This window comes from Marinomonas sargassi (assembly GCF_025716875.1).
In the GTDB taxonomy this organism is placed as follows: Bacteria; Pseudomonadota; Gammaproteobacteria; order Pseudomonadales; family Marinomonadaceae; genus Marinomonas; species Marinomonas sargassi.
Window position 1 is genome coordinate 498,795 of the sequence record NZ_JAOVZB010000001.1, and the last position, 25,998, is coordinate 524,792.

A 25,998-nucleotide genomic window follows, 5' to 3' on the forward strand; every position below is an offset into this window, starting at 1 on the left:
ATGTCACTCAGTACCCATAACGTTTCTGTTGGCTACCATGGCCAAGCCATCGTCAAGAATGTCAGCCTAACCTTGCCGGAAGGAAAAATTATCGCCTTGCTAGGCCCTAACGGTTGTGGAAAGTCCACACTGCTTAAAGCCATGGCGCGTATTTTGACACCAATGGGTGGCGAGATTCACTGGCAAGGAAATAATTTACACAGCACCCCATCCCAGTATTTAGCGACTCAACTTGCTTTGTTACCACAAACCCAACCTATCCCAGAAGGTATCAAGGTAAAAGATCTGGTTGCTTATGGCCGTAGTCCATACACAGGATTTTGGGGGAGACTAACCAAGGAAGACCACAAGATCATTCAACAGGCAATGGAGCAGGCCGGTGTTACTGAGCTGAGTGAACAGTTTGTGAGTGAGTTATCTGGAGGGCAAAGACAGCGCGTTTGGCTGGCCATGACACTGGCACAAGATACACCCTATTTATTACTCGATGAACCTACCACCTACATGGATTTAAACCATCAGGTGGAGTTGATGAACCTGTTTAAAACACTAAACGAGGCAGGCAAAACCATCATCACAGTACTGCATGATATTAACCAAGCCGCTCGCTACTGCAACCACCTTGTGGTCATGAAGGCAGGAGAAATTATCACCCAAGGTGAGCCTGAGTCCGTATTAACAAAAGAGCTATTAGAGTCCGTCTTTTCTGTTACGGCACAAATCCATACCGACCCAGTAGCCCATACACCCATGTGTATCGTCGAATAACAACGCAATATAAAAAATAGAATAGGTCACTTTAGGTACACAAGATGAAGAATGTATTAAAACACTTAACCATATTACTGCTCGTTTGCTTCTCCGCTTTTAGCCATGCGATTACCATAAAAGACAGTAAAGGCAGCTTCACGATAAAGGAAACACCAAAGCGTATTGTTGTCTTGGAGTATTCATTTGTCGACGCTTTAGCCATAGTGGGCATAAGCCCAGTAGGCATAGCAGACGATAAAGACAAAGAACGAATCATAAAACCAATACGAGATATAATAGACGATTGGCAGTCAGTAGGTACTCGCTCACAACCTAGCCTCGAAACAATATCTTCATTAAAACCTGACCTTATCATTGCCGATATGGATAGGCATGAAGGTATTTATAAAGACCTTCAGAAAATCGCCCCAACCCTGATTTTGCCTTCTCGCCGTGAAACCTACACAAGACTCTTAGAAGCCTCAGCCATCATCGGCAAAGTAGTAAACAAAGACCAAGAGATGCAGACACGCCTTGCTCAACACAAAAACACTATGGCGGAATATGCCCAGCAATTACCAAAAGGAATTGAAGTACAGTTTGGCATCGCTCTCGAAAACTATATTTCACTGCACCCTGGAAAGTCTTACTCAGGCACGGTTATTCAAGCACTAGGGATGATGACTCCGGATAGTATAAAAGACCAAAAAGCATCGGTTCGATCTGGACTGGAACAGCTGTTATCCATTAATCCGAAGCACTTCATTATTGGTCAATACAATGACAACAACATACTGAAAGTGTGGCAAAACGAGTTTTTGTGGAATTTGTTATCTGCGGTGAAGAGCAAGCAAATTTACTTTATGGATGACCCAAATGTTTGGTCTAGAGCACGAGGCATTATTGCTGCAGAAATCATTGCTCAAGATTTAATACGACTACTCAATCAGCCAAAATAACATAGCAAAACAGCCCTCCAATAAAGCAGTGGAGCCGACCTTATTAAGGCTCCACTGCATCAAACTTTAATAAAATCATTATGCTGTGGAACGGAGTTTGCTTAGTATTAGCCATAACTCAACACCATGATGGACAGGAACCCACATGCATATTTGTATTTTAACCTTCGAAGAGTTCAACGAACTCGATTCTATGATTGCCCTTGGTATTCTCAATCGAATTAAAAAGCCAAACTGGAAGGTCTCTATTGCCTGCCCTACTCAGTCTGTCACTTCCATGAATGGTTTAACCATTCAATCACAAGCCACTTTAGAAGAAGCCAATCAAGCGGATGCTGTACTCATCGGCAGTGGTATGAAAACTCGCCATATCGTCGAAGATCCAAGCATTATGCAACGAATAAAATTAGATCCGAGCCGTCAGCTGTTAGGTGCCCAATGCTCAGGGACACTCATGCTCGCAAAATTAGGCTTATTAAAGAATATCCCAGCCTGTACTGACTTGACCACGACACCTTGGGTAAAAGAGGCTGGAGTCAATGTGCTTAATCAAGCCTTTTACGCTGAGGGCAATATTGCCACATCTGGCGGCTGCCTTGCTTCTAGCTATTTAGCGGCATGGTTAATTGCTCGGTTAGAAGGCATTGAAGAAGCGAAGAGCGCTATCCATTACGTTGCGCCCGTTGGTGAAAAAGAAACTTACGTAGAGCAAGCGATAAAAAACATCCTATGTGACCCAGCTCTTCGGTACTAAAATTTATGACAATAGCGCCATAGCCTCTTCCACGGAAATCACCTCCGCATATTCACCCTGTAAGTTAGCGAGTGACATGGCATGAACCTCTTGTGCTGTGCGTTCTTGTCCATCAAAGTCCTGTTTTGCAAATGCAAAGCAGCCACTTTCAACCACATAGGTAGAGAAGCCTAAATTACCTGAACTTCGCACGGTAGACTCTACCGAGTTATTGGTACTTACACCGACAATGACAACCGCTTCACTCTTTTGCTCTTTAAGCCAATCCGCTAGATCCGAATATGTGAAAGCATCAGGAACGGATTTCACGACACACTTTTCATGCTCTAGAGGTAAAAATGCCGTTTGAACTAGCACCCCTTCTTGGTTAGGCCAAAATAGAGAATCGGGCTCGGTAGAATGATGATGCACATGCACCACCTTGCCATGGTGAGCACGCCAATGGACTAATAACGCGGCAATATTAGCTTCTGCTTCTGGGTTATTACGATCACCAGCCTGAGGCCACGACATGCCTTGCTGCATATCTATAATCATCAATATCGCGTTTTTCATAAGTGTTTTGATAAGTCCATTTTAATCCACTGTTTTTGAGGTTTTATCCACATTTAGCTCTTTTTCGAGTATTTGTTCGGTCATCATTAACTTTGCTTTGAGGCGACGCATTTGCATTATGAGCACCACCAGACCAATCAGTAGAATAAAGGTCATCACCGCAAAGAAGTCCACTACAGAGCGCAAGCTGATGACACTTTTTTCCATACTGTAGTAGTCATCTAGATTGGCTTTGGATAATTGCAGAATCGCCACACTGCGCTCCAACTCAAACAAGGTTTGGGCTACATCTTTATCTTGCTTTACTTCCTCTACCGTTTCTACAGCGGGGTTTTCGTTATCAACCGATTCATTGGCAATCGATTCATTCGAAAACAAGCCAGTAGAAAATAGACCTATGCATAGACACAACAAGCATCTTACTAACATGAACTTCTCCTATAACAGAAAATAACTCATCCTTGAGATGCGTGAATACTTTCCTAAAATGATTCACTTATAGATTGATGGAATTGGCTCAAACCATCCGATAATAACCTAACTATCTCTTCATCATTTCTAATGCTAACCATATCCAAACCACTGCCTAACAACGGAACAGTAACATGCGCGTTTTTGATTAAACGTCCCGACATGGTTTTAAGTATTTCCTTTAACGCGTCTTGCGCATGGGTCGCTCTGGGCGAGGTGTTGATAAGCATAATTGGCTTATCAACAAATTCCTCACCGCTTACTAGCCAATCCAATGCATTTTTCATCACTCCAGTGACGCCATGGGCATATTCAGGGCTAGCAATAATCAAACCATGGGAGGATTGCAGATTTCGCTTTAAACTCTCTACCGATTCAATAGACTCATCTTCTCGATCTGGATTAAAAAGTGGGAGTTTCCCTAAAGAAAACTGGGTAATTTCTATATAATCAGGCGCTAAGCTCTGTAATGTTTGTATAGCTGCGGTGTTAAGAGAATGCCTCCTCAAGCTTCCCGAGAGAGCTAATACACGTATTTTATCCATAACCCTATTTCTTCCTTTCTCTTTATTTCATCAAAACCAGCGAGAGGTCAATTTTGTTCAATATCCAAATGACTTAAATACGGATACTACACCCTCTTCCAATATAAAAGAGTATCCATCATGTCCTTTTCGCTACTAATTTCCATGTTTATTTTTGCCCTCGCCGCTTCTCTCTCACCCGGCCCTGTGAATTTACTGTCGTTAAGCAGTAGTGCGACCCATGGACTAAAGACAGGGCTAATTTTTATCACTGGGGCAACTTTGGGCTTTATTCTACTCTTTGTGTTGATTGGCTTTGGACTACATTATTTTATCGACGCGCTACCTTGGATTACTCAGCTACTACAATGGTTGGGCATTTCCTTTTTGTTGTACCTAAGCTACCAGCTATTCAAAGACTCGGGCGAATTAAGTAATCATGCTAGCCAAAACGCACCGAGCTTTATGACAGGGGCAATTATGCAGTGGCTTAACCCAAAAGCATGGCTGGCTTCTGTCTCTGGCATTAGCACTTATATCCCCCAATCTACAGTAAAAGAAGTGGCTGTTTTCGCATGGATATACCTGCCTACTTGCTGGCTGTCTCTCGCTGTCTGGGTAATCATGGGCGGAGTGCTAGGTCAGTACATCCAAAGCCCTAGCAAGGTCAGATTACTTAACCGCACCTTGGCACTTATGTTGGCAGGCAGTTGTTTTATGCTCGTTCTCTAAAACGGCTGGTTTCGTTATGAAACAGAACAACGGTATTGATGGGGAGTCGCTGCTACGCGCTTTTTGAATACTCGCTGAAAGTGGGCTTGGTCACTAAAGCCTACTGCCTGAGCAACTTCTGCAATACCTTGCCCTTCTTTCAAGGCATGTTGCCCTAGTTGTACTCGTTTATTAAGGCGATAAGCGTGGGGCGTCATATTAAAGTGACGTTTAAAGGCACGTACAAAATACGCCGTACTAAAGCCAAACTTTGCGCTTATCACCTCGATAGGCGTGTCTTCTAAGCAAAATAGATTCAGATAGTCAGCAACCTCGTATAGTTTATTGTTAGGCAACAAGGTATTTGGAAACAACTGCACTGGCGTACCATCAACTTTATTTAGATATTTAAATAGGCCAACAAAGTAACCGACTAAGGCATTCTGTTTCTCTTCCGAGCTGTATTCTACCGACATCAGGTATTCGCATAGCGCCACAAACTCTTCGTAGAATGCTGTCGATAAGAGGGTATCCGTTCTAGTGTCCTGCCATGATGAACTGGCTCTAATACCATAATCTAACAGGCACTGCGCTAGCCACTCTTTGTCTAGGTGCATCATGTAATAGGCCCAAGGGGAGTCATGACAAGGGTTACAGGCGTGAACCACGTTAGGGTTCATCATCACCAAGTTCCCTCGTTCGACCTGATGCAATCTGTCTGCACAAAGAAACTCACTTTGCCCTTCTAAGATCGCGCCTATAGACCACTCTTCATGGGAATGGGGGGAATAGGAGACATCTCGGCCATCCAGTACTTGGCGAAGTTCAACAAAGTCTAATTTTGGGTCTCGCCAGAAAATGGGGTGAGTTGAAGGTGTCATAACAAAGCTCCTAAAAGACTATCTTCCATGATGACCTTTTTAGCACTAATGCGAACACTAAGGCTTAATAAGTTGATTGGCGATAGCGTATTTTACCAAGCCAGCCGCTGTGTGGATATTCAATTTATTCTTGATGTTCTGCCTATGTGTTTCCACGGTTCGGACACTGATATCCAGCTTCAGTGCGATTTCTTTATTGGACAACCCCATGGCTACTTCGGATAGCACAGCAATTTCTCGCTTGGTGAGTTCTTCTGTTTTTTCTTCTTGGTTTACCTGAGCAAACAAAGCATCGGATGCACCTGAACTAAAGTAAGTGCCACCTTGATGAACCGTATTAATGGCCTGTACTAACTCTTCAGAAGAGACGTCTTTCAATACATAGCCATTCGCACCTGATTGAATTAACGACAGAATATATTCTTTCTCATAGTGCATACTGAGCATGAGAATCTTCACATCCGGCTGTTCTATTTTAAAACGCTTAGTCGCTTCTAGGCCGTTTAAGATTGGCATGGAAACATCCATTAAAACCAAATCTGGCGATAACGTTTTCGACACTTCTAGTGCTTCTAAACCATTCGAAGCCGTGCCTATTATTTCGATATTATCTTCCAGTTCTAGACGTGCTTTTAAGCCGTCTAAAACCAGCATATGGTCATCCACTAAGAGGACTCGTAAAGCAGCTTGTACCGTCATATTGTGTTCTCTTTTTTTATTGTTATGCGATGATGTAAGATCAACATATTAACTCTAACTAATAGGAAAGACAGCGTAAATTCTTGTGCCCTGTCCCTTTTGAGATTCGATTCGGAATTCTCCACCAATCAACGCCAAACGCTCACGCATATTGATAATGCCTATGCCTGAGCTTGCTCCCATTTTCATGCCTGTGCCATTGTCTTTACATTCAAACACTAAGCCCTGATGCTCTTCTTCAAAAGTTAAGGTAACCAAAGTTGCAAAAGCATGTTTCTCGACATTGGTCAGTGCTTCTTGGGTTAAACGATAAATGGTCGTTTCTATTTCATCGGCCATTTTGGTACGAACATCAAAGCAATAGTTTACTTGAATATTAGTTCGCTCGGAGAACTGATCAACTAATGCACTTAACGCCGAGTTCAAGCCAAGGTCATCCAACAATATAGGACGTAGGCTATGGGAAATTTGCCTTACTTCACTGATAGTCTGGCCTATCAAATCACTGGCTTTCACTAACTCTTCTTGTACTACTTCATGGCTTGTTTCACGGCGTAACTTATTACCCGCTAACTCAATACGAAACTTACAACTTACCAGTAACTGGTTAATGCCATCGTGTAAGTCTCTAGAGAAGCCTCGACGCTCATTGACTTGCAAACGCATAAAGCGCTGCGCCATTTCACTTAATCTTCGATCCGCCAGCTTATGTTCATGGAGGTTAATGGCTAACCCCAGCAAGATCACCAAGACAACAGTAATAACAACTACCGTCATCACGGTAAAAAAGCTGTTTTGGATATTTTCATTCATGATGGCTTTGGTTTTTTCTAGCTCTTCGTAGATATCACCCAAATACAAGCCAGTGCCCATCATCCAGTTCCAACGCTCTATCAAGATCGCATAACTGAGCTTTTCGTCGTATTCCAGTATGGGCGGTTTCTCCCAAATATACCTGTGATAGCCACCACCCGATTGCGCCGCTTTAATTAAACCCTGAATGAGGTAGTTTCCTAACCTATCTTGAAAGTTCCATAGATTTTGACCCACATACTCAGGCTGAAGAGGATGAACAACATTAACGCCAGACAACTCGTAGATAAAAAAGTAGCCTTCATCGTCATAGTCATAGCGTAGCTCTCTGAGTACCTTTTTGACTTGTTCTTGCGCTTCCTGATCGCTGAGCTCTGTATTATTCAATATGGGGTCAATGGCTGACAAAGCGATACCCACATGATTTTTAAGCGCTTTTTTCTTGGCGTCGACTAAGTTGTATTCGTATATCGCTAGCTCTTGCGCAGCTAGCTCTTGGGCGGATTGAAAACCCAAATAACTGATGATGGCGGTGGCGACAATTAAAGGAGCAACAGCCAATAAGATGATTTTACTTTTTAAGCCCACATGCCACCCCGATAATTAATTAACATGAAAAAGACTTTACCCTGTAAATGCAAAAAAACAAAAGCAGCCTAGGGCCGCTTTTGTTTTTTGTAAAGCCAGTGCTGAAACTATTCAGCGATTAACCCATGCCATACCAAGCTGGGAAAATCATAATACTTGCTAGCACCAAGACTTGGATCAAGATGAAAGGCATAACCCCTTTATAAATATGGTTTGTTCGTACCGAACTCGGTGCGACACCTTTCAAATAGAAGAGACTGAACCCGAAGGGTGGCGTCAAGAAAGAGGTCTGTAAGTTCATCGCAATCAAGATCGCAAACCATACCATGTTGATGCCCAAAGCTTCTGCAACAGGCGCCAGAATTGGCACTATGATAAAGGCAATCTCAACAAAGTCGATGAAGAAACCTAGTATCAAGATGGCAACCATAGCAAGGATAATAAAGCCCCACTTCTCACCCGGTAGATTCAACAATGCTTCTTCAACAATGTAATCACCACCTGTGTAGCTGAATGCCATAGAGAAAGCCGTTGCACCCATCAGGATAGCGAATACCATGGCAGTTACTTTAACAGTCTCTAAACCACTGTCGTAAACCATTTTCCAGCTAAACTGACCGTAAATTAGCGCAAGAATCAATGCACCAACGCCACCTAGAGCAGAAGACTCAGTTGGTGTCGCAATACCAGTAAAGATAGAACCTAATACTACTAGTACCAAAGCCAAAGGCGGGATGATCGCTTTCAATGCACTACGAATTTGCTGTGCTCGCGTTTCATCATCAACATCTTGCGGCATCGCAGGCGCCATTTCTGGTTTCAAGTAAGTCAGCACCAAGATGTAAGCAATGTAACAACCAATTAACACTAAGCCAGGAACTAAAGACGCTTGGAAAAGATCACCAACTGGAATACCTAAAACATCACCTAAGATAATAAGGATGATAGAAGGCGGGATGATTTGCCCTAATGTACCAGATGCACAGATAGTTCCGCAGGCCAGAGACTTGCTGTAGTTGTACTTAAGCATAACAGGCAATGAGATCAAGCCCATTGCAACCACACTCGCACCAACCACACCGGTTGAAGCGGCAAGCAATGCACCTACCAGAATAGTAGAGATAGCCAAACCACCGCGAACACCACCAAACAATTTACCCATGGCTTCAAGCAGCTGCTCTGCTAATCTCGTTTTCTGTAACACGATGCCCATGAAGATGAATAACGGCACCGCCATCATTACCGTATTTTCCATATAACTTTGTATACGGAAAGGCATAAAAGCGAACATATCAAAACCTTCGGCAAACACACCGAAGATCAACGCAATACCGCCAAACGTAAAGGCGACAGGGAAGCCCAGTAATAACATTACTAGAGCAACAAAAAACATAATAATGCCAATCATAAGTGACCTACTAAATCAGAATAAAACGACTTCAATTAATGTTGAATAGGTGGGTGCGAAAATCCATCTGTGCTAACACCACGTAGCACGTTAATAGAGCGGATCATCATCCCTAAACCACTGATTGCCATTGAGAAAAATGCAAATGGAATAACCGCTTTAATAATCCAACGGTGAGACAAGCCACCCGGATCGCCACTGGTTTCACCTAGCGCATAAGACTCTTGCGCAAAACCAATACCGTAATAACCAACCAATAAAGTAAAAGGCAGCAATAGGAAAATACATCCAAACAGATCAACCCATGCTTTACCTTTGATTGATAAGTTTTCATAAATCACATCTACGCGAACATGGCCGCCATGCTGTAATCCATAAGGAATACCAAGTAAGAAGACCGCAGCATAAAGATGCCATTCTAATTCTTGCATACCGATGGACACGTCATTAAAGACATAGCGCATCAATACGTCATAAAAAACATTGAACAATAAGAGAACAAACAATATGGCAGAAATAGTGCCGAGGGCATTCGAAAAGCGGCCAATGGCCTTTTCTAAATTTACTAACAGCATATAAACTCCTAGAAATAAAAAAGGGCGATAAGCAATAGAGGCAAGCTTATCGCCCTAAACAGGTCTTACTTATCTAGGCTATCAATACTGTCTAAGTAAGCACGATCAGAAATGTTAGTCCAAACTCGTACTTTCTCCATGTACTCTGCTTGAGAATCTAAGATCTCTTTCGCTAAAGGATCTGCTGCTGCTTTTTCAGCAAGCAACTCGTCGTTGGCTTTTTTCATTGCTGCTAGAACTTCTTTCGGGAAAGTTTTAACTTCAACATTTGGGTACTCAGTTTTCATTGTTACCCAGTTTTCTGCACTTTCGTGGTAAGACTGAATGTACATGTCGTAAGACGCTAATTTCATAGAAACGCGTAGAATTTCACGTAAGTCTTCTGGCAATTTCTTCATTGCACGGGCATTAACAAGGAACTGCAATTCCGTAGCAGGCTCATGCCAGCCAGTGTAGTAGTAAGGCGCAATTTTGTGGAAGCCCATACGTAAGTCTAGAGAAGGACCAACCCACTCAAGAGCATCGATAGTACGACGTTCTAGGGCAGTATAAAGCTCACCAGACGCAATGTTTGTTGGTTTAGCACCTAGCTTAGCCAATACCTCACCTGCGAAACCTGGAATACGCATTTTCAGACCTTTCAGGTCTTCCAAACCGTTGATTTCTTTCTGGAACCAACCGCCCATTTGGTTACCTGTGTTACCACCTGGGTAAGACTCTAAACCAAGAGGCTGATAAGTTTTTTGCATTAATTCCATACCACCACCGTGGTAGAACCAACCGTATTGCTCAGGCGTTGTCATACCAAATGGCATAGTCGTGAAATACAAAGTATTTGGCACTTTACCTTTCCAATAATAGGAAGCAGAGTGACCCATGTCATATTGGCCAGAACGCACCATATCAAAGATACCTAGAGGCGCTTTGTGTTTGTTTGATGAGTCGATAGTAATTTTAAGACGACCGTTAGACATACTTTCAGCAATACGAGCCATGTTACGTGGCGCATCACCGAAGATTGGGAAGTTAGAAGACCAAGTTTCGGCCATCTTAAGTTTATAGACTCTGTCCGCAGCAGAAGCTGGAAGAGAAAAAGCACTGATAGTAACTGCAGCAGCAGCCACCAAAGAGGTGATTTTTAATGATTTCATTTTGATATCCTGTTGTCTTGTTTTTATTGTCATAGATCAAGCAAGGAACATAATCCTGTGTATAGAGATCGTAAACAATTCGTGAGAATACCGAGAAACCAAAAAATACTACGTAGCAAGATACGTATTTATACTTAGTTTTTGGAGTGATTACCCATTTAGTAAATCCATCTGGCGGTTTATCATGGCTGCAATTCGTTCGTATTGATCGGCATTTGGGTGTAAGTAGTCTTTCATGACATGGCTACCCAGCCTACCTTGGCCATCAAGGAAAATGTGATTGATATTCAAGAAGAAAATTCGCTCACCGTCATGGTGCTTTTGAATCAAAAGGTTCACCTCATCATTTAGCATTCGCAATCTTTGAGTCGGTTTCGCGCTACGGGGAAAAATGGCTAACAAAATAATTTTAGTGTGGGGGAGTTTTTTTGTTATACGTTCCAAAATGGTTTGAATACCTAACGCCGTATCCCCTGCGTTATCGATTCGATGACCCGTATTATTAGTGCCAATTAGCAGCACTAAAACTTTAGGCTGCATATTATCTAATGCGCCATGTTCTATCCTCCATAAAACATGCTCTGTTCTATCACCATTAAAGCCAAGGTTTAATGCATTACGTGGCCCATAGTGTTGCTGCCATGCTTCAGCGCCTGCTGTTTCCCATGCTTGGAAAATAGAGTCTCCTAAGAAAACAATATCTATCTCTTCCATAGATTGCGCTTCGACAAGCTTGGCCCCATGGCGAGGCAACCACCAGTCAGCTTCTTGTTTTATCGGTAACAGAGCAAGCACACTGTCTTTCATTTACACCACATCTCTTTAGTTAAGCTCATTGCTTTTTAATCCACTTCAAAAGCAGGGAACTGTTTCTAGTCCTTGCGTTCCAAGGTATCACATACCTCGAGACCACAGGCTATTAAGACTACTGCACTATTAAAACTACTCGCTAGCAGACCAAGGTGATATTTATGAAAACCCTATTGATAACCGCCTTTTTCTTGTTGCCATTATTGGTACAAGCTCAAGAATGGCAAAGCAGTAACAAACAGGCTCAACTGGTTGAACTCTATACTTCCGAAGGGTGCAGCAGTTGCCCACCTGCGGATAAATGGCTATCTACTTTAAAAGATCACCCCAAACTATTCGACCACATAGTGCCTATTGCCATGCATGTGGACTACTGGGATTACATCGGTTGGAAAGACCCTTTCGCTTCACCTGAATACAGCCAACGCCAGCGCCAATACGCAAGAGATGGACACATCAGCCAAGTGTACACACCGGGGTTTGTCGTCAACAACAAAGAATGGCGTTCATGGTTTTATGGACAAAGACAACTACCAGAAGCCACAAAAGAAACAGGAAAGCTACACATCAGCCTTGATGACAATAACATCCTGCAAGCGAGCTACAGCGAAAACAAAAATGTGACATTGCATGTCAGTTACCTAGGTATGGGGCTCACCACCAAGGTAAGAGCAGGAGAGAACAGAAACAAACAACTCAACCACGATTTCGTGGCCCTCAACCACCTTACTCTACCGGGTAACCAAAACTGGACTCTTCTACTGCCTGAAGCACCTAACAAAGGCCAACAGAAAACCGCCATTGCCGCATGGGTATCAGACAACCAAACCAATCAAGTGCTACAAGCTGTGGGCGGGTACTTGGAGAAAAATTAGAGGGCAGAAAAAAGGCAACCCTGTGCTGAAGAGCACAACAGGGTTGCAGCCACATTGAAGAAGGTGCTAAAAATAGCGATAGGGAATCTAATTAATCAAAGGGACATGCTATGAATAACACTGAGCGAGAAAAGCAGCAAAAAGAAGCAATTAGATCATTAGCTAAATTATCAGCTACTAAGACAGCAGTAGGCTCATGGCAAGGTATTCCAATTGTCGATCAGCAAGAAGCGGACGAAACAGAAAAAAGAATGGATAACTTCCTCAACCCTCATACAGAAGCCAAGCCCCTCAAAAAGCCCTCTCTCATTTCTTTTAACTTAATTAAGTTGGCGCTATTTCTCGTACTTGCGGCTTTCTTCGCAATAGAACTGATCGAAGTTTTTGGAGCTTGATAGCTACTGAATGCAGCTTTGACAACCTAGCGACAACAACGAAAACTCAAAGCATTAGAGAGTTTCAAGTTAGGAAACTTAGCCCTACCTACATTGATTAAAAAATCTCAAGAACACACCCAAATAGATATATCTAAAATATAGAGGTGCTCTCTAACCCAATATATAAATCCATATAAAATATACTATCACTACTTTATATTACTTAGTTCTTCGCCCTCTTTGACTCAAACTGGCACTCTCTTTTTCTGCCTCTATCAATACTTCATATACATTCGGATTTACGTTTGAAATATGTATAAATTCAACTATATCCTTCCCTTTGTTTATCAAATAACGACAGCCGTCTTTGATCGAGAGGTTATTTCTAGACGAAAGTGATTCCATATCTTTTTTAACTAAGGCATCTATGCTTGGACGGGATTGTATATACAGTTGGTTAATTTCGTATGGCGTATATTTTCGGATAGCTTTCGCTATCAAAAACTCTCTGTTAACGGACGCTTTGAACAAGTAGGTAAAATGTGAAATATCAATACCTATACCTTTGCAAAAGTCTTCTCTAGCTTTAACATTAATAAGATAGTATCCAAAAAATATATCCGCTGCTTTAGCTTGCTTATCTCTTAACGAAGCGTTCGATTCAAAGTAGTTTGAGCTCTTCTCCTCTGCCAGCTTAGTTAGTGCGACTATTTCATTATCATCTGGATACTTTTCTTGCGCTTCTCCAACTAACTCTTGAAACTGGTCCCTTTCTTCACTATCGTCATAACTAAGTTTTTTTAATGGTTCTAATAGGAAAGCTATAAGTACGCTACAAACTAAAACACAACTCTTTATTACTAGCTTATTTTTAAACACACAAAAATCCTTTTATGGAAGAATTACAGAAACTTAAACCGCTAATTGCGAAAGATCGTCAATATTTTTGGTTTCTATTTTTTAAAAGACTGAATCGTTTCCGAGATAGAGTCCACAAGAGCCTTGATAAACACTTCTTCATCGGATTTCTTTCTTAAACGCCCGCCCGCCACTTTTAAATTCATCGTAAAATCACCACTGTAAGTCAGCCCCTTACGAGAAATAGTGGAGACCTCTTTAGCACCATTTTGTACTGTGATGGTGTAATCGAACATTGGGTAAGCAAGTGAGTCAGATGTAATGGGAGTTTTATCGCCAACGAAACGTTTTTGGTAAACCACATCCACGTCTAATGTCGTCATCGAAGTGTCTTCCGACAGTAATCCAGCGGAAGATAATGATTGACGCACACCTGCAGATACTTTTTCTTCTATCTCAGATTCACTGTGGTATTCAATGTCTGGCGTAACGAACTGCTCGGTCACCAAAGAAATACTATTAAGGTAAAAGAATTCCGTCGTGTTTAGCTTAGGTGCACTGTATGCATTTTGATTACTCGATTGAGTAGCACACCCCACCATAGTAAGTACTGCAACAACGATACCTATCAATTTCCAAACAACCTTGTTCATAACAACTCCTTCAGCATTTTCATTCATCTCATATCAAAAATGGCCCCCAGATATGAGAGCCATGTTAACAATACAATAAAATATAAATGAGAACGACTCTTATAAATCTCGACCAAGGAAGGATGTGCCGGGAATGGGGTTATAGCTCACAGGCTCGCAAGGGGTAAAACCAAGGCGTTCATATAAACGTTTTGCAGTGTCGAAGTCAGCCAGCACATCCAAACACATTCTTGAATAGCCGCTTTCTTTAGCGCATTGCATTAGCGCTTGAACCAGTTTTTCACCAAGATTATGACCACGCTCCGTTGGGCGAATATACACTCGCTTCATTTCACAGATGGCATCATCCACTTTTCGAAACGCCCCACAGCCTACGACTTCATCGCCTCTTTTGATTAGAAACACAACACCAACTGGTAGTGAATACTTGCTTTCAACTTCTAAAAACTCAGTATCGTTTTGTTGGTAGTCCAAGCTGACGGGAGCGGAGGCAATGTACTCCCGAAAAATCGCTAACACTTTATTTGTGTCGTCTGGAAAGACTGCTTGAACGATGGAATACATATCTCCCCCTTAGATAAGTTGGGTATTTTGAAAAAATAACCAGATTACATCTGAAATATATAAAACGCTATAAGCCAAAAGTATGCCTTGTTGAAATTTTCATCGTGTACTAACATTTGTATGACAAGGGTGATTCACCAAGGTAAAAATATGGATACTAGAATTCAATTTAGAGTAGAAAAAGAAACAAAGCGCTTAGCTCAAATGATGGCGGAAAGCCAAGGTAGAAGCCTAAGTGACGCATGCCGCGAAATGACAGAGCAACTCGCCAACGAGCAAAAAAAACGAATGTCTCATGATTCATGGGTAACAGAACAAGTAAACCTCGCTTTCGAGCGCCTAGAACAAGGCTCGGCAGAATTCGTTTCTCAAGAAGAAGCGAATACTCAAATGGAAGACTTCAAAGCTAAAATCCGAGCGCGAGGATAAGTTATGATCTTATGGGAAAAGGAAGCCCTAAAAGACCGAGGAAAACTCTTTGAATACCTGTTTCAGTTTAACCCTTCAGCCGCCGAGAAAACCGACGATATTCTTATCAGAAAAATCGAAAACTTACTTCATCAGCCTTTAATCGGGATAGAACGAGAGAATCTTAAAGGACGACTATTAATCACCCCTGAAATATCCATGCTGGTTTCCTACTATATAGACAAAAAAGACATCCAAATTCTTCGCATACTGCATATGAGGCAGAAATTTCCGATATAGCCTATTTCAGAACGGGGCAACAAAAACAAAAAAGGCCGAGTCATCTGACTCAGCCTTTTACTTTAACATTGAAACTAAGAGTCAATCACACCTGAAACAAGAAGTTCTTAATTAAATCCTTACCGCCTTCTGTGGCGAAAGATTCTGGGTGAAATTGAATCCCTTGAATGGGGTATTCTTTATGGCGAATCCCCATCAGTTCAAACTCTCCACCTTGATGGATCGCATTCATATCCACGAAGTCTGAGGCTTTTAGGTCACCCACAGAGGCCGTCACTTCCAACACATCAGGGAAGCTTTCTGCTTCTGCAATGAGTGAGTGGTAACGCATTACTTCTAATTGATCAGGAATGTCATGGAAAATGCCTTCCCCAATATGGGTAATAGGGCTAGTTTTACCGTGCATAGGTAAAGGGGCTTTTACCACCTTACCGCCAAACACATGGCAAATACCCTGCATGCCCAAGCAAACGCCCATTAGAGGTGTAGTTTTACCGAACTGCTGGATCACATCGGCACAAACACCAAAATAGGCTTTGTCGTCTGGAGAGCCCGGACCCGGTGAGATAATAATACGATCAGGAGCCGCTTTGAATATGTCTTCCAAGGTGACTTCATCATTACGCTTTACGATGACTTCGAAGCCATCAATTTCGCCTCGACTTTTTTCGGTTTCTAGCACTTCACCAATGAACTGATATAGGTTGTAGGTAAAAGAGTCGTAGTTGTCGATAATATAAACTTTCATGCTGCTTACTCCTGACCTGTCTTTTCTGCGAACAGGTCTAGCACACGTTTAGTCCCTGCAAATTTACGTTGAATCTCTTCGAATTCATCTTCCGCGTTTGAATCGTATACGTTGCCACCACAGGTTTGCACATAAGCTTTAGAACCGTTGGCAAAAATGGTACGAATCGGAATGGCAAACATACAATCGCCATTAAAAGAGAACTGACCAACCGCACCACCGTATGGACCTCGGCCATCACTTTCAAGATCATCTATGATTTTCATGGCTTCTATTTTTGGCGCACCGGTTAATGTGCCCGCTGGGAAGTTGCTTGCTAATGCTGAGAACATGTCGTGATCTTCTGCCATAATTCCAACAATTTCACTGGAAATGTGCTGAACATGACTAAAGCGTTTAATGTCCATTAAAGAGCGTACTTTTACTGTACCAAAACGCGCCACACGGCCAATGTCATTACGGTGCAAATCCACAATCATATTGTGTTCAGCAATTTCTTTCGGGTCATTCAGCAAAGCTCGTGCAAAAGCAGTATCTTCTGTGGCGTCTTTACCACGTTTTGCAGTACCAGCAAGAGGGAAGGTTTCCATTTCCCCCTGGCGAAGTCGGAACAAAGATTCTGGGCTAGCACCAATGACTTTTTGCTCACCAAATTTGACATAGTACATTTGTGGAGATGGGTTCACTTCTCGTAACTGCTCGTACAAGTTGATGGTATCGCCATCTAGGTCAAACCACTTTTTGAAGCCCACTTCACACTGGAAAATCTTGCCGTCTATGATGTCCTGTTTCACTTTGGCAACCGCCTCAGCATGGTCAGACTTGCCCATAGACTCCCCTGTTGAGCGAACCACAAGGGCACCATTTTCAGGTGTGTCTTGCGCCATCATTTCGTTGATAACATCCAAACGGCTGCCATCGGAAGACGCATCTTCATAGTAAAAATAGAACACTTCACCCGTCATCTTGTCGAGAATCAGACCATCCTTGTACAAACCAAAGCGGAAGGCATCGAACATCTCGCTGGATTGTAAGTCCAAAGTCGGCTCGAAGTAGTTCATGCTGTCATAGCCAAGGTAACCTGTTAAACCACCAGCAAAACCACGGGATAAAATATTCTGCGGCACAATGTCACGAAGCAAGTAATAAGGGTTTTCTGAATCGTAGGATTCGGTGCTGCCGTCACGTTCTTGAATAAAGAGTTTCTTATCTTCTGCCCAAATAAGTTTTTCTGGGTCAAAACCAATAATAGAGTGGCGAGAAATAAAGCTTTCCTCCCCCAATGACTCCAACATGAAGCAGTTCTCAAAGCGCTTTTCTACCTTCTTAAACAAGGCGAAGAAGTCACAATCGGAGCTGATAGTAATGTACTTAGGTTTACGCGGCAGGCTAATGGGCTGCGGCTTTTTATTATTTGAACTCATGCGTTGTTTAATTCCTTTAATGCTCGGGAGCCACGGGTAACAGTGGCAATACCCACACCTAATTGTTTAGCAATATCACGCTGTGGCACGCCTTGCTCCAATAGGGAAAATATCTGTAATCTATGCTGCATTTCATTAATTTCATTCGGTGTTAACAGCGCTTTTAAGCGCTTCTCTAACACCGCATCATCCGCAGCCTCGGTTAAAAAATGGACCAAGTCCTTCATAGAAAATCGTCTCTTAATGCGGTCTGTGTACTTTAAAAAAGTGCATTCTAAAAGCACCACGTATTCACGTACTAGTACAATATAGGTAGCCGTCACAAGAATCAAGCATTAATTCTCCCTACCACATGAACCTAAGCCCATTAAATGCAATAATCCCAACCCAAAGCGTCACCCTATGGCGCAGTCATTTTAGCCTAACGTTTTCGAGGTAAGTAATGGGTATTGTAGTCACTGTTTTTATGGCGCTGATTTTGGCGTTTTCTCTTCCAAAGCCACTGTTGAAGCTGAGCGATAGCGCTAAATCTATCCTGCTTCTGTTAGCGTTTTTCTTAGGCTGTTGGAATGCGCTTGCTTATGGCCTACAACATCTAGGTCAACTTTGGGGAGATATGGCGCTGATATCAGGCATCGCTATGATTATCACCAGCATCAACGCCATAGGACTGAGTGCTTTACCTTCCTTCTTTCAGCATTCTTTTATCGTGAAATTCTTATTGCCGCGTTTGCAAGCTCAAGTTCACAAGCTCCCTAGTGTTATCCACTTATTCATTTTATTAGTACTGTTTGCATGCTTCTGTATGTACGCATACACCTTGGTGTTGCTGAACTTACAATAACCTGCAAAGCACTTAGCTTGCGGATAATTGTTTGCGGGAGTGCACCGCAAGCAATTTGTTCTTTCCTACCTTCATTTCGCCGTTATAACAGGCTTTTTCACGGTTGTTCTTACTCCTTATTGCACTTGATTCACCAATTTTCTAAGCTGCTATTAAGCATTAAATTAGGAAGTATTTATGGTTTTCTATAGAGCAAAAGACTTTACCGCCACCCGCGCTTGGGGCGCGTTAGACATTGCCAATATGAATGGGGTAACCACGCGTTTACATTGGACGGATAGCCCTTATAAATGGCATATCAATGATGGTGAAGAAGTATTCGTCGTGTTGGATGGTCAGGTCAACATGCATTACCGAAGTGGCGGTGAGGAACATGTTCAAAAAATGGAAGCTGGGGATATCTTCTTTGCAAGCATAGGTACTGAACATGTGGCTCATCCTGTCGGTGAAGCGCGTATTCTAGTAATCGAAAAAGAAGGCAGTGTCTGACTGGCTTTTACAGCTTAGCTGCCCTCTGCTATTTAGCTGCTTTTATGGCTGCGTATCAAACACTTGAACGTCAGCTGGAATATCTACCCAATCTTGCTTTTCACTTACCCAAACATGGATGCTGGGTTTGATTATACGAGTGTCGGATAAATTGCTCGGTTTGAGTTTTATCTTATCGGGCTTACTTGGATCGTAATGGTAAATTCTATTACCGCAGGAAGGGCAGAATTTCGCGGCATTGATATTGCCACTGTCTGATGAACGGCTCCAATCCTTTAATTCACCACTAAATGTCACACTGTCAGCCTCCACCATAGCGGTAATACTAAAAGCACTTGTGGATAGCTTTTGGCATTCTTTGCAATGGCACACCATGACCATAAGAGGCGGTGCTGATAATTCGTAAGTCACGCCACCACATTGGCAAGACCCTGTAATTGGGTAGCTAATCTTCTGCATGATTCTCTCCTTCTTATAACTTCATCAAACTCTTAATGTGACAAAAGGCGGCGCGCCCTAGGGCATCAATATTGTAGCCCCCTTCTAATACAGACACTATTTTGCCATCGCAATGACGATCAGCAATGCCCATTAGCTGCTCAGTTATCCAGATAAAATCAGACTCGTCTAATCTTAGCTGTCCCATGGGATCTTCTTTATGGGCATCGAAGCCTGCGGAAATCATCAACAACTGGGGTTGGTAAGCATCCAACATTGGTAAAAGCTGCTCACTAATGGCGGCTCGAAAAGCCTCGCTGTCTGTGCCAGCTTCTAGCGGTATATGCAAAATATTGTCATGTGCCGTACTGGGTTCGCTATAAGGAAACAGCGGATGCTGATAGCTGGAGGCATAAAGTACATTAGGGTCAGACTGGAAAATATTCTCTGTGCCATTGCCGTGATGCACATCAAAATCAACAATCGCCACTCGCTCTAGACCATAAGCTTGAACCGCATGGCGAGTGCCTACGGCAATATTATTGAAGAAACAAAATCCCATGGCTTTATCAAATTCCGCATGGTGACCCGGTGGGCGAATCGCACAAAAGGCGTTGTTCACCTCCCCCGACATCACTCGATCTACCGCTGTGGTCACACACCCTGCCGCATGAATAGCTGCGTCCAGAGTGTGGGTCATCATCAGGGTATCTTGATCTAATTCGACTGCGCCTTCCGTTGGAGATTGTTTATAAACAGAGGCAACATAGTTTGCATCATGGGTGGCTTCCAACTGCTCTCGGCTGGCTGGCTCGGCTTCCATGCGACGGATGAAATCCATCAATTGCCCTGTGATCAAGCGGTTTTGAATTGCGCCAAGGCGTTGTGGCGACTCTGGGTGTTCGTCTCCCATATTATGTCGGTCACAATAAGTATGTGTGATATAAGCCGTTGTCATTCCATTTCCTAAGTCTTTATTATTGTTGTTTACTAGATGCTATCAAGCCATAAAACAAAGAAACACCTCTACCCTACCATGGTCTACAATCATCCACACAAGCATCATGGTACTTTTAGCGTAACAATAAGAAGGGAAGTCAAATGAGCCAACACGTTTTACAGCCACTGTTAGCCCCTAAATCCATGGCCATCCTCACGGGTGAAGATGACAACGACCCTCTTATGCTGGCACTGCTAAATAACCTTTTTAATACCAATGAAGCCCGTTCCAGTTGTGCTATTTCCCTTGTTGGAATTAAGCCTTCAGTCGATTTTCCTTGCCCTATTTTCACTAAATTAACAGAGCTCCCTGCTACGCCAGACCTTGCGGTTATGGTCGGTGAGTACACACAAACTTCTATTGAAGAACTCATAATAGATTGCGGCAAAGCAGGCATAGGTTCTTTACTGATGTTGTCTTGGGCAGAGAAAACCGCATCAGAATTATTACCTTTATTACGAGAGCATAATGTACGTCTGCTGGGGCCAAACAGCTTTGGCATATGCCGACCACGACAGGGCGTTTTTGCGTGGCTTGGGTTAACCCAGCCATTAACAGGTCGATTGGCGTTAATGTCCCAATCAGGAACAGTAGCCAGCGCCTTGGTCGACTGGGCGAACTGGCAGGGCATTGGCTTTTCTCAGGTGGTCGCCATGGGCACCCCCATTGATGTGATGCCCTCTCAAGTATTGGATTACCTCTCCACCGATTTTGAGAGTCAGGCAATTTTGATGTATCTACAAAAGATTGGCCAACCCACGCGCTTCCTCAGTAGCTTACGAGCCACAGGCCGAAGCAAGCCCGTTGCCGTTGTGACTGAACATGCGGTAGGCGCTGATGAGCGAGTATTAGACGCTGCCCTGAGTCGAACAGGCGCCGTGCGAGGTCGTCGTTTGAATGACCTAATTGCCGCAGCTTCCGTGATGACCAACGCCCGACGAGTAAAAGATGGCTCCTTATTGATTATCGGTAACGGCGCAGGTCCAAGTGAAATGGCAGCACAACGAGCTATGGAGCTGGGTATCGACCTACTGCACCCAAGCGGTGAACTGGCTACTACGTTAGAAAACACCATGGCAGGTCGAGGCGGCATTGGCCCTGTCACCACAGTATGGGCAAGCAGCGCCACCGACTTATATATCAAACTGGCAGCCGATGTCTTACAAAGCCCAGACTGTGGTGCTGTGCTACTCACGCTCAGTCCAACCGCACTAATCGACATCGACTCTCTGTATAGCCTAGTAACTAAACTTCACAAGGAGCAAAAGAAACTGGTGATGGTGTGTTTACTTGGTGGCGGCAACATGACCAACATGCGCATCCGCATTAACGAAGCCGGCATTCCTACTTTCCGTACACCAGAAACCGCCATTGAAGGTTTCCAGTTTTTGGTGCAATTCCAGCGCAACCAACTGCTTGCGAAACAGTCACCAGACAGCCACGCCTTCCGCTTTAAAATTGATGTATCTGAAGCCACAGGCCAGTTAAATCACCTTATCGAACATAATAACGCCATTGCCAATGCAGAGCATTTACGAGACATATTCGAGCTATTTCATATTCCTCTTATTTCTCGTCGTCAAAGTAGCCAACTGCTATCCGCCCCGATTCATTTGCGTATTTTCCAAGACCCTGTGTTTGGCCCAGCGATTGGGTTGTCTCTTGAAGGGGCGCAACAACACAAACAAGCGGAAGCCGTCGCTTTACCACCACTTAATACAGTATTAGCAAAAGACCTGATTCAAAGGGCTTTCCCCTGTGAAGAGTCTTTCGAGCTAGAAAGTTTGCTACGAAACCTATCCACCATGGTGTGTGAGCTGCCAGAAATACAGCATATGGAGTTAGCCGATGTGCGCTTGCACGACAGTGGTAGTGTGTTTGCTGAAATCAGTGCGAATTTAACCAAGAGCCAAGGGCTACGACGCTATGAACATTTGGCGATTCAACCTTACCCAAGACAATGGGTGTCGGACAAAACCTTAAAGAATGACGAGATAGCAACAATACGCCCCATTTTACCGAGGGATTCGGGGATTTTGGCCGACTTTGTTCGCAACTTATCAGAAGAAACCCGCTACTTTCGCTTCATATCCAATATCTCTGAGCTAACACCGCGCATGCTCAATAGCTTGTCCCATATCGATTATGACCGAGAAATGGCGCTACTCGCCGTACTCAAAAGGGACGACAAAGACCTCATCATAGGTACCGCACGCTATATAGATAACTTTGACGACAAGAGCTGTGAATTTGCCGTGGTTTTAGGAGATGAATTCCAAGGGCTAGGATTGGCCTCTTTCCTCATGCGCCAGCTCTTTCAAGTAGCGATAGATAAAGGCTTTAAGGTGATGAAGGGCATAGTGCTCGCAGAAAACAAACGCATGATCGATTTCTGTAAGCACCTAGGCTTCACCATTGTCCGCGACCCCGACGACTTTGGACAAGTGATTGCTACTGTGAAATTAGAGTCACTAACATTATAAAAAATCTAGTTAAAAGGAAGCATTTATACTGCTTTTATTAAACCTACTTTCAGATCTTGTGCTTCATAAATAACCTTACCATCAAGCAACACAAAACCATCTGCGATCCCCATACCCAGCGGGGACTTTTTAACTCGTTTGATATGGATTTTATATTCTATTGAATGGGCTGAGGGATAAATTTGCCCCGTAAAACGCACTTTTCCCACACCTAAAGCGCGACCTTTACCCGGTAAACCTGACCAGCCTAAAAATACACCTAATAATTGCCACAAAGCATCCAAGCCTAAACAACCCGGCATGACTGGATCTCCTTTAAAGTGACAAGCAAAAAACCAATGGTTAGGGTGAATTTTAAAATTGGCCTCTAGTAAACCTTTACCATATTGACCACCTTCTAAATCAAGATGTGTGATTTCATCAATCATCAGCATTTGGTCACTAGGTAATTGCGCATTACCTGTACCGAAAAAATTCCCTTCGGACATTGCTAGCACATCAGCATTTGAAAACATCATTCTCTTCTCCACGTTATTTCGAAAAGAGTATGTCTCTTCTTTCTTAGCGCGGCTTGTAAAAATCGGACATGAAGCTTTGTGCTTGAGAAGAGAGTGAAGAGACATGATGCTTTTTGAGCGATTTACTCAAATGAGACTGATCATAAAAACCCAAATCAAGACCGTAGGCTAAAATAGATTCGCTACCTAAATAGTAGTTTCTTAATAGCGCTTGCGCTTTGATTAACTGAGAAAATGCCTTTGTAGACACTCCGGTGTGCAAAGAAAACTGTCTATTAAGCTGGCGACAGCTTATCCCTACCTTGTCTGCCAGCTTCTCCACTGATATAGATCCAAAGCTCTCATAAATAAGCTGTAAGGCTCCACTCAATAAGGGTAACGGCTGACCTAAAAGGGATTTCAAAAAGAGCGAGTCACACAAGGCGACCTTTTCTTGAAAACCTTTCTTGTCATATAAACGTTCGCCTAAATAACTAAAATGGCGATTTGATAAATAGTCATCGTCAACCACGGCTTGCGTTATATCAGCAAGATCGACATTAAAAAATTGCCTAAACATGCCCGGTTTAAACCAAACACCGAAATACTCTCCAGGTTCCAGAAGCTGGGCTTCTAGAATGGATAAACGCGTTCCCCCCACCATACTCGTTTTAGAAGAAAAGAATAGAACATTTGTAGCATCAGGGATCATAGGGTACGGCGTTGGTGTATCCACTTTCACTTGAATATATGCATGAATTGCATCGGCTAACGCCGCTACAGGGGGAGTTAGCTCAATGGATAAACCGAAGTATGACTGACCTTCCAATGTCAAAGTCGGTTGAAATGGGACATATTTTTGAGTGTACATGATCCATGTTCACCATAAAGTTGTTAAGTATTCTCGCTCATTTAACTCTTTCAAAACAATAAAAGCCACATAGGTGGCTTTTATTGTTGAATTCAAATGGTTGAGCTTAAAGATAAGAAACTCAGGTTACCCTAAATTCTCAGGACCAAAGGAGAAAGGCAGTAGCTCTTCCATGCTCAGGGTTTTACGAATGCCCTCAGAGTCACAAACATGTATTTGAGTATCTGGTGTAGAGAACTCTCGTATCTTTTGACGACAACCACCGCAAGGGGTTACCAGCGCGTCACCTTGTCCCATTACATAGATCTCTTGGATCTTGGTTTCTCCGTCTAGCACCATGGCAGAGATAGCACCCGCTTCTGCGCAAACACCTTCAGGGTAAGCCGCATTCTCGACATTACAACCTGCGAAAGTTTTTCCGTTTGGGGTGACCAGTGCCGCACCAACAAAAAACTTAGAGTAAGGCGCATATGCCTTACCCATTGAGGATTTTGCCATTTCAAACAAGGACATATTCATTGTTGGCTCTTTAGGCTCATTCACCATATTAAGCCCGCTCTTTCACATAAGGTCGGCCTATGGCTTTCGGACCAACCGCTTTACCGATGAAGCCAGCAAGCAGTAATACCGTTAATACATAAGGCAATACTTCAATCGCTTGTACAGGCACTTCACCGATACCAGCAATTTCTACACCTTGCATACGAATCGCAAGGGCATCTAGGAAACCAAACAGTAAACAAGCAAACAACACAGGTACTGGTCGCCACTTACCAAAGATTAACGCCGCCAAAGCCATGTAGCCTTTACCTGCACTCATGTCTTTTAGGAAGCCCGCATTGTGAGCGGTGGATAGATAAGCACCTGCAATACCACACAAGATGCCACAAATAATCAAAGCACGGTAACGTACGAAGGCAACGGAAATACCCGCCGTATCAACCGCATGTGGGTTTTCACCAACCGCACGAAGGCGCAAGCCAAAGCGTGTTTTGTAAATTGCCCAATAGGTCGCTGGCACCATCAAGAAGGCAAGGTACACCAAAATGTTATGGCCACTTAATAGCTCAGAGTAAATGAGACCAATAACGGGCACATCTGCTAAAGCGTCTGCGAAAGGAAGCGTTACCGATAAAAAGCGAGCATCGCCCGACAAGGTTGGTGTTTGACCGCCCATGCTGAACCAGTTCATAGATAGGGTAACAGTCAAACCCGCCACAATAGTGTTGATCGCCACACCCGATACAATGTGATCACCACGGTGAGTAATACAAGCGAAGCCGTGAATCATAGCTAAGAAGACCGACGCTAATACACCAAAGCCAAGGCCAATCCATGCGGAACCATAAACTGCTGCACCTGCCGCTGCTGCGAAGGCACTGCCTAAAATCTTACCTTCAAGGCCGATGTCTACAATACCTGACCTTTCTGCGTATAAGCCCGCTAGTGCTGCCAAGATCAAAGGGGCAGAAACTCGCATGGTCGCATCTAACATAAGTATTAATGTTTCAAACATGATT

General features: G+C 43.2%; 33 protein-coding genes. 11 read left to right on the plus strand and 22 right to left on the minus strand.

What is annotated here, in order from left to right:
• From fecE to OFY17_RS02345, 3 genes are all read left to right on the plus strand, one after another.
• A complete protein-coding gene (gene fecE, locus OFY17_RS02335; RefSeq protein WP_263529087.1) occupies nucleotides 1-768 on the plus strand; it encodes a Fe(3+) dicitrate ABC transporter ATP-binding protein FecE in 768 nt (255 codons plus the stop codon).
• Between the two features lie 44 nt (nucleotides 769-812).
• On the plus strand, nucleotides 813-1,709 hold the full coding sequence (locus OFY17_RS02340) for a Fe(3+) dicitrate ABC transporter substrate-binding protein (protein WP_263529088.1): 897 nt from the start codon (nucleotides 813-815) through the stop codon (nucleotides 1,707-1,709).
• A gap of 145 nt (nucleotides 1,710-1,854) precedes the next feature.
• Nucleotides 1,855-2,463 (plus strand): DJ-1/PfpI family protein, encoded by a 609-nt coding sequence (locus tag OFY17_RS02345; RefSeq protein ID WP_263529089.1) that lies wholly within the window; start codon nucleotides 1,855-1,857, stop codon nucleotides 2,461-2,463.
• A gap of 3 nt (nucleotides 2,464-2,466) precedes the next feature.
• Here OFY17_RS02345 and OFY17_RS02350 read toward each other — a convergent pair whose 3' ends face one another.
• From OFY17_RS02350 to OFY17_RS02360, 3 genes are read right to left on the minus strand one after another with little or no spacing between them, the layout of a single operon-like run.
• Nucleotides 2,467-3,018: an isochorismatase family protein gene (locus tag OFY17_RS02350; protein WP_263529090.1), complete on the minus strand. Its 552-nt coding sequence runs from the start codon at nucleotides 3,016-3,018 to the stop codon at nucleotides 2,467-2,469.
• Nucleotides 3,019-3,039: 21 nt separating this feature from the next.
• On the minus strand, nucleotides 3,040-3,447 hold the full coding sequence (locus OFY17_RS02355) for a hypothetical protein (protein ID WP_263529091.1): 408 nt from the start codon (nucleotides 3,445-3,447) through the stop codon (nucleotides 3,040-3,042).
• Nucleotides 3,448-3,500: 53 nt separating this feature from the next.
• A complete protein-coding gene (locus tag OFY17_RS02360; protein WP_263529092.1) occupies nucleotides 3,501-4,034 on the minus strand; it encodes an NADPH-dependent FMN reductase in 534 nt (177 codons plus the stop codon).
• A gap of 120 nt (nucleotides 4,035-4,154) precedes the next feature.
• Here OFY17_RS02360 and OFY17_RS02365 point away from each other — a divergent pair, with 120 nt between their 5' ends.
• On the plus strand, nucleotides 4,155-4,745 hold the full coding sequence (locus OFY17_RS02365; protein ID WP_263529093.1) for a LysE family translocator: 591 nt from the start codon (nucleotides 4,155-4,157) through the stop codon (nucleotides 4,743-4,745).
• A gap of 14 nt (nucleotides 4,746-4,759) precedes the next feature.
• On the opposite strand, the gene OFY17_RS02370 is transcribed toward OFY17_RS02365, so the two are convergent.
• The 7 genes from OFY17_RS02370 to OFY17_RS02400 form a co-directional block, all read right to left on the minus strand.
• The gene (locus OFY17_RS02370) at nucleotides 4,760-5,605 is read right to left on the minus strand and encodes an AraC family transcriptional regulator (protein WP_263529094.1); all 846 of its coding nucleotides are present in this window, start codon (nucleotides 5,603-5,605) and stop codon (nucleotides 4,760-4,762) included.
• Nucleotides 5,606-5,662: 57 nt separating this feature from the next.
• The gene (locus OFY17_RS02375; protein WP_263529095.1) at nucleotides 5,663-6,304 is read right to left on the minus strand and encodes a response regulator transcription factor; all 642 of its coding nucleotides are present in this window, start codon (nucleotides 6,302-6,304) and stop codon (nucleotides 5,663-5,665) included.
• A 54-nt stretch (nucleotides 6,305-6,358) separates the two neighbouring features.
• Nucleotides 6,359-7,705, minus strand: coding sequence for a cache domain-containing protein (locus OFY17_RS02380; protein ID WP_263529096.1), 1,347 nt, complete (start codon nucleotides 7,703-7,705; stop codon nucleotides 6,359-6,361).
• Nucleotides 7,706-7,823: 118 nt separating this feature from the next.
• Nucleotides 7,824-9,113: a TRAP transporter large permease gene (locus tag OFY17_RS02385; RefSeq protein ID WP_263529097.1), complete on the minus strand. Its 1,290-nt coding sequence runs from the start codon at nucleotides 9,111-9,113 to the stop codon at nucleotides 7,824-7,826.
• A gap of 35 nt (nucleotides 9,114-9,148) precedes the next feature.
• Entirely contained in the window at nucleotides 9,149-9,688 is a 540-nt protein-coding gene (locus tag OFY17_RS02390; protein ID WP_263529098.1) for a TRAP transporter small permease subunit, read from the minus strand.
• 65 nt (nucleotides 9,689-9,753) lie between these two features.
• Complete coding sequence (locus OFY17_RS02395) at nucleotides 9,754-10,839, minus strand: TRAP transporter substrate-binding protein (RefSeq protein WP_263529099.1); 1,086 nt, start codon at nucleotides 10,837-10,839, stop codon at nucleotides 9,754-9,756.
• Nucleotides 10,840-10,989: 150 nt separating this feature from the next.
• A complete protein-coding gene (locus tag OFY17_RS02400; protein ID WP_263529100.1) occupies nucleotides 10,990-11,646 on the minus strand; it encodes a GDSL-type esterase/lipase family protein in 657 nt (218 codons plus the stop codon).
• Between the two features lie 164 nt (nucleotides 11,647-11,810).
• Between OFY17_RS02400 and OFY17_RS02405 the strand changes: the two genes are divergently transcribed.
• Both OFY17_RS02405 and OFY17_RS02410 read left to right on the plus strand, forming a co-directional pair.
• Entirely contained in the window at nucleotides 11,811-12,524 is a 714-nt protein-coding gene (locus OFY17_RS02405) for a DUF1223 domain-containing protein (protein ID WP_263529101.1), read from the plus strand.
• Nucleotides 12,525-12,634: 110 nt separating this feature from the next.
• Nucleotides 12,635-12,919 carry a hypothetical protein gene (locus OFY17_RS02410; RefSeq protein ID WP_263529102.1) on the plus strand — a complete coding sequence of 95 codons (285 nt, stop codon included), beginning with the start codon at nucleotides 12,635-12,637 and terminating at the stop codon, nucleotides 12,917-12,919.
• Between the two features lie 201 nt (nucleotides 12,920-13,120).
• Here the strand turns inward: OFY17_RS02410 and OFY17_RS02415 are convergent, their stop codons facing one another.
• The 3 genes from OFY17_RS02415 to OFY17_RS02425 form a co-directional block, all read right to left on the minus strand.
• Entirely contained in the window at nucleotides 13,121-13,780 is a 660-nt protein-coding gene (locus tag OFY17_RS02415; RefSeq protein ID WP_263529103.1) for a hypothetical protein, read from the minus strand.
• Nucleotides 13,781-13,854: 74 nt separating this feature from the next.
• Nucleotides 13,855-14,412: a hypothetical protein gene (locus OFY17_RS02420; RefSeq protein WP_263529104.1), complete on the minus strand. Its 558-nt coding sequence runs from the start codon at nucleotides 14,410-14,412 to the stop codon at nucleotides 13,855-13,857.
• Nucleotides 14,413-14,511: 99 nt separating this feature from the next.
• Complete coding sequence (locus OFY17_RS02425) at nucleotides 14,512-14,976, minus strand: GNAT family N-acetyltransferase (RefSeq protein WP_263529105.1); 465 nt, start codon at nucleotides 14,974-14,976, stop codon at nucleotides 14,512-14,514.
• A 150-nt stretch (nucleotides 14,977-15,126) separates the two neighbouring features.
• Here OFY17_RS02425 and OFY17_RS02430 point away from each other — a divergent pair, with 150 nt between their 5' ends.
• Together OFY17_RS02430 and OFY17_RS02435 are read left to right on the plus strand one after the other, a co-directional pair.
• The gene (locus OFY17_RS02430) at nucleotides 15,127-15,405 is read left to right on the plus strand and encodes a damage-inducible protein J (RefSeq protein ID WP_263529106.1); all 279 of its coding nucleotides are present in this window, start codon (nucleotides 15,127-15,129) and stop codon (nucleotides 15,403-15,405) included.
• 3 nt (nucleotides 15,406-15,408) lie between these two features.
• Nucleotides 15,409-15,684: a type II toxin-antitoxin system RelE/ParE family toxin gene (locus tag OFY17_RS02435; RefSeq protein ID WP_263529107.1), complete on the plus strand. Its 276-nt coding sequence runs from the start codon at nucleotides 15,409-15,411 to the stop codon at nucleotides 15,682-15,684.
• Nucleotides 15,685-15,769: 85 nt separating this feature from the next.
• On the opposite strand, the gene OFY17_RS02440 is transcribed toward OFY17_RS02435, so the two are convergent.
• Genes OFY17_RS02440 through OFY17_RS02450 form a run of 3 tightly spaced genes read right to left on the minus strand, consistent with a single transcriptional unit; the run spans nucleotide 15,770 to nucleotide 18,083 of the window.
• Complete coding sequence (locus tag OFY17_RS02440; protein ID WP_263529108.1) at nucleotides 15,770-16,432, minus strand: anthranilate synthase component II; 663 nt, start codon at nucleotides 16,430-16,432, stop codon at nucleotides 15,770-15,772.
• A 5-nt stretch (nucleotides 16,433-16,437) separates the two neighbouring features.
• A complete protein-coding gene (locus tag OFY17_RS02445; RefSeq protein ID WP_263529109.1) occupies nucleotides 16,438-17,856 on the minus strand; it encodes an anthranilate synthase component I family protein in 1,419 nt (472 codons plus the stop codon).
• Nucleotides 17,853-18,083 (minus strand): trp operon repressor, encoded by a 231-nt coding sequence (locus tag OFY17_RS02450; protein WP_263529110.1) that lies wholly within the window; start codon nucleotides 18,081-18,083, stop codon nucleotides 17,853-17,855. The genes OFY17_RS02445 and OFY17_RS02450 overlap by 4 nt, the downstream gene beginning before the upstream one ends.
• Nucleotides 18,084-18,298: 215 nt before the next feature.
• Between OFY17_RS02450 and OFY17_RS02455 the strand changes: the two genes are divergently transcribed.
• Nucleotides 18,299-18,700 (plus strand): hypothetical protein, encoded by a 402-nt coding sequence (locus OFY17_RS02455; protein ID WP_263529111.1) that lies wholly within the window; start codon nucleotides 18,299-18,301, stop codon nucleotides 18,698-18,700.
• 177 nt (nucleotides 18,701-18,877) lie between these two features.
• On the plus strand, nucleotides 18,878-19,189 hold the full coding sequence (locus OFY17_RS02460; RefSeq protein ID WP_263529112.1) for a cupin domain-containing protein: 312 nt from the start codon (nucleotides 18,878-18,880) through the stop codon (nucleotides 19,187-19,189).
• Between the two features lie 42 nt (nucleotides 19,190-19,231).
• On the opposite strand, the gene OFY17_RS02465 is transcribed toward OFY17_RS02460, so the two are convergent.
• Nucleotides 19,232-19,648, minus strand: coding sequence for a GFA family protein (locus OFY17_RS02465; RefSeq protein WP_263529113.1), 417 nt, complete (start codon nucleotides 19,646-19,648; stop codon nucleotides 19,232-19,234).
• 13 nt (nucleotides 19,649-19,661) lie between these two features.
• Complete coding sequence (locus OFY17_RS02470; RefSeq protein WP_263529114.1) at nucleotides 19,662-20,585, minus strand: histone deacetylase family protein; 924 nt, start codon at nucleotides 20,583-20,585, stop codon at nucleotides 19,662-19,664.
• A gap of 143 nt (nucleotides 20,586-20,728) precedes the next feature.
• On the opposite strand from OFY17_RS02470, the gene OFY17_RS02475 reads away from it, so the two are divergent.
• Nucleotides 20,729-23,110: a bifunctional acetate--CoA ligase family protein/GNAT family N-acetyltransferase gene (locus tag OFY17_RS02475; protein WP_263529115.1), complete on the plus strand. Its 2,382-nt coding sequence runs from the start codon at nucleotides 20,729-20,731 to the stop codon at nucleotides 23,108-23,110.
• Nucleotides 23,111-23,133: 23 nt separating this feature from the next.
• Here OFY17_RS02475 and fabA read toward each other — a convergent pair whose 3' ends face one another.
• The 4 genes from fabA to OFY17_RS02495 all read right to left on the minus strand — a co-directional run bounded on the left by fabA (nucleotide 23,134) and on the right by OFY17_RS02495 (nucleotide 25,994).
• Nucleotides 23,134-23,640, minus strand: a complete 507-nt coding sequence (gene fabA / locus OFY17_RS02480) for a bifunctional 3-hydroxydecanoyl-ACP dehydratase/trans-2-decenoyl-ACP isomerase (RefSeq protein ID WP_322790594.1) — start codon at nucleotides 23,638-23,640, stop codon at nucleotides 23,134-23,136.
• A 31-nt stretch (nucleotides 23,641-23,671) separates the two neighbouring features.
• A complete protein-coding gene (locus OFY17_RS02485; RefSeq protein WP_263529117.1) occupies nucleotides 23,672-24,478 on the minus strand; it encodes a helix-turn-helix domain-containing protein in 807 nt (268 codons plus the stop codon).
• A 126-nt stretch (nucleotides 24,479-24,604) separates the two neighbouring features.
• A complete protein-coding gene (cdd, locus tag OFY17_RS02490) occupies nucleotides 24,605-25,024 on the minus strand; it encodes a cytidine deaminase (RefSeq protein WP_263529118.1) in 420 nt (139 codons plus the stop codon).
• A 1-nt stretch (nucleotide 25,025) separates the two neighbouring features.
• Complete coding sequence (locus OFY17_RS02495; RefSeq protein WP_263529119.1) at nucleotides 25,026-25,994, minus strand: ABC transporter permease; 969 nt, start codon at nucleotides 25,992-25,994, stop codon at nucleotides 25,026-25,028.
• Nucleotides 25,995-25,998: the final 4 nt, after the last annotated feature.

Coding starts and splice junctions, on each gene's coding strand:
- fecE (WP_263529087.1), top strand. CDS start 1: ATGTCACTCAGTACCCATAACGTTTCTGTTGGCTACCATGGCCAAGCC.
- OFY17_RS02340 (WP_263529088.1), top strand. CDS start 813: ATGAAGAATGTATTAAAACACTTAACCATATTACTGCTCGTTTGCTTC.
- OFY17_RS02345 (WP_263529089.1), top strand. CDS start 1,855: ATGCATATTTGTATTTTAACCTTCGAAGAGTTCAACGAACTCGATTCT.
- OFY17_RS02350 (WP_263529090.1), bottom strand. CDS start 3,018: ATGAAAAACGCGATATTGATGATTATAGATATGCAGCAAGGCATGTCG.
- OFY17_RS02355 (WP_263529091.1), bottom strand. CDS start 3,447: ATGTTAGTAAGATGCTTGTTGTGTCTATGCATAGGTCTATTTTCTACT.
- OFY17_RS02360 (WP_263529092.1), bottom strand. CDS start 4,034: ATGGATAAAATACGTGTATTAGCTCTCTCGGGAAGCTTGAGGAGGCAT.
- OFY17_RS02365 (WP_263529093.1), top strand. CDS start 4,155: ATGTCCTTTTCGCTACTAATTTCCATGTTTATTTTTGCCCTCGCCGCT.
- OFY17_RS02370 (WP_263529094.1), bottom strand. CDS start 5,605: ATGACACCTTCAACTCACCCCATTTTCTGGCGAGACCCAAAATTAGAC.
- OFY17_RS02375 (WP_263529095.1), bottom strand. CDS start 6,304: ATGACGGTACAAGCTGCTTTACGAGTCCTCTTAGTGGATGACCATATG.
- OFY17_RS02385 (WP_263529097.1), bottom strand. CDS start 9,113: ATGATTGGCATTATTATGTTTTTTGTTGCTCTAGTAATGTTATTACTG.
- OFY17_RS02390 (WP_263529098.1), bottom strand. CDS start 9,688: ATGCTGTTAGTAAATTTAGAAAAGGCCATTGGCCGCTTTTCGAATGCC.
- OFY17_RS02395 (WP_263529099.1), bottom strand. CDS start 10,839: ATGAAATCATTAAAAATCACCTCTTTGGTGGCTGCTGCTGCAGTTACT.
- OFY17_RS02400 (WP_263529100.1), bottom strand. CDS start 11,646: ATGAAAGACAGTGTGCTTGCTCTGTTACCGATAAAACAAGAAGCTGAC.
- OFY17_RS02405 (WP_263529101.1), top strand. CDS start 11,811: ATGAAAACCCTATTGATAACCGCCTTTTTCTTGTTGCCATTATTGGTA.
- OFY17_RS02410 (WP_263529102.1), top strand. CDS start 12,635: ATGAATAACACTGAGCGAGAAAAGCAGCAAAAAGAAGCAATTAGATCA.
- OFY17_RS02420 (WP_263529104.1), bottom strand. CDS start 14,412: ATGAACAAGGTTGTTTGGAAATTGATAGGTATCGTTGTTGCAGTACTT.
- OFY17_RS02425 (WP_263529105.1), bottom strand. CDS start 14,976: ATGTATTCCATCGTTCAAGCAGTCTTTCCAGACGACACAAATAAAGTG.
- OFY17_RS02430 (WP_263529106.1), top strand. CDS start 15,127: ATGGATACTAGAATTCAATTTAGAGTAGAAAAAGAAACAAAGCGCTTA.
- OFY17_RS02435 (WP_263529107.1), top strand. CDS start 15,409: ATGATCTTATGGGAAAAGGAAGCCCTAAAAGACCGAGGAAAACTCTTT.
- OFY17_RS02440 (WP_263529108.1), bottom strand. CDS start 16,432: ATGAAAGTTTATATTATCGACAACTACGACTCTTTTACCTACAACCTA.
- OFY17_RS02445 (WP_263529109.1), bottom strand. CDS start 17,856: ATGAGTTCAAATAATAAAAAGCCGCAGCCCATTAGCCTGCCGCGTAAA.
- OFY17_RS02450 (WP_263529110.1), bottom strand. CDS start 18,083: ATGAAGGACTTGGTCCATTTTTTAACCGAGGCTGCGGATGATGCGGTG.
- OFY17_RS02455 (WP_263529111.1), top strand. CDS start 18,299: ATGGGTATTGTAGTCACTGTTTTTATGGCGCTGATTTTGGCGTTTTCT.
- OFY17_RS02460 (WP_263529112.1), top strand. CDS start 18,878: ATGGTTTTCTATAGAGCAAAAGACTTTACCGCCACCCGCGCTTGGGGC.
- OFY17_RS02465 (WP_263529113.1), bottom strand. CDS start 19,648: ATGCAGAAGATTAGCTACCCAATTACAGGGTCTTGCCAATGTGGTGGC.
- OFY17_RS02470 (WP_263529114.1), bottom strand. CDS start 20,585: ATGACAACGGCTTATATCACACATACTTATTGTGACCGACATAATATG.
- OFY17_RS02475 (WP_263529115.1), top strand. CDS start 20,729: ATGAGCCAACACGTTTTACAGCCACTGTTAGCCCCTAAATCCATGGCC.
- OFY17_RS02485 (WP_263529117.1), bottom strand. CDS start 24,478: ATGTACACTCAAAAATATGTCCCATTTCAACCGACTTTGACATTGGAA.
- cdd (WP_263529118.1), bottom strand. CDS start 25,024: ATGGTGAATGAGCCTAAAGAGCCAACAATGAATATGTCCTTGTTTGAA.
- OFY17_RS02495 (WP_263529119.1), bottom strand. CDS start 25,994: ATGTTTGAAACATTAATACTTATGTTAGATGCGACCATGCGAGTTTCT.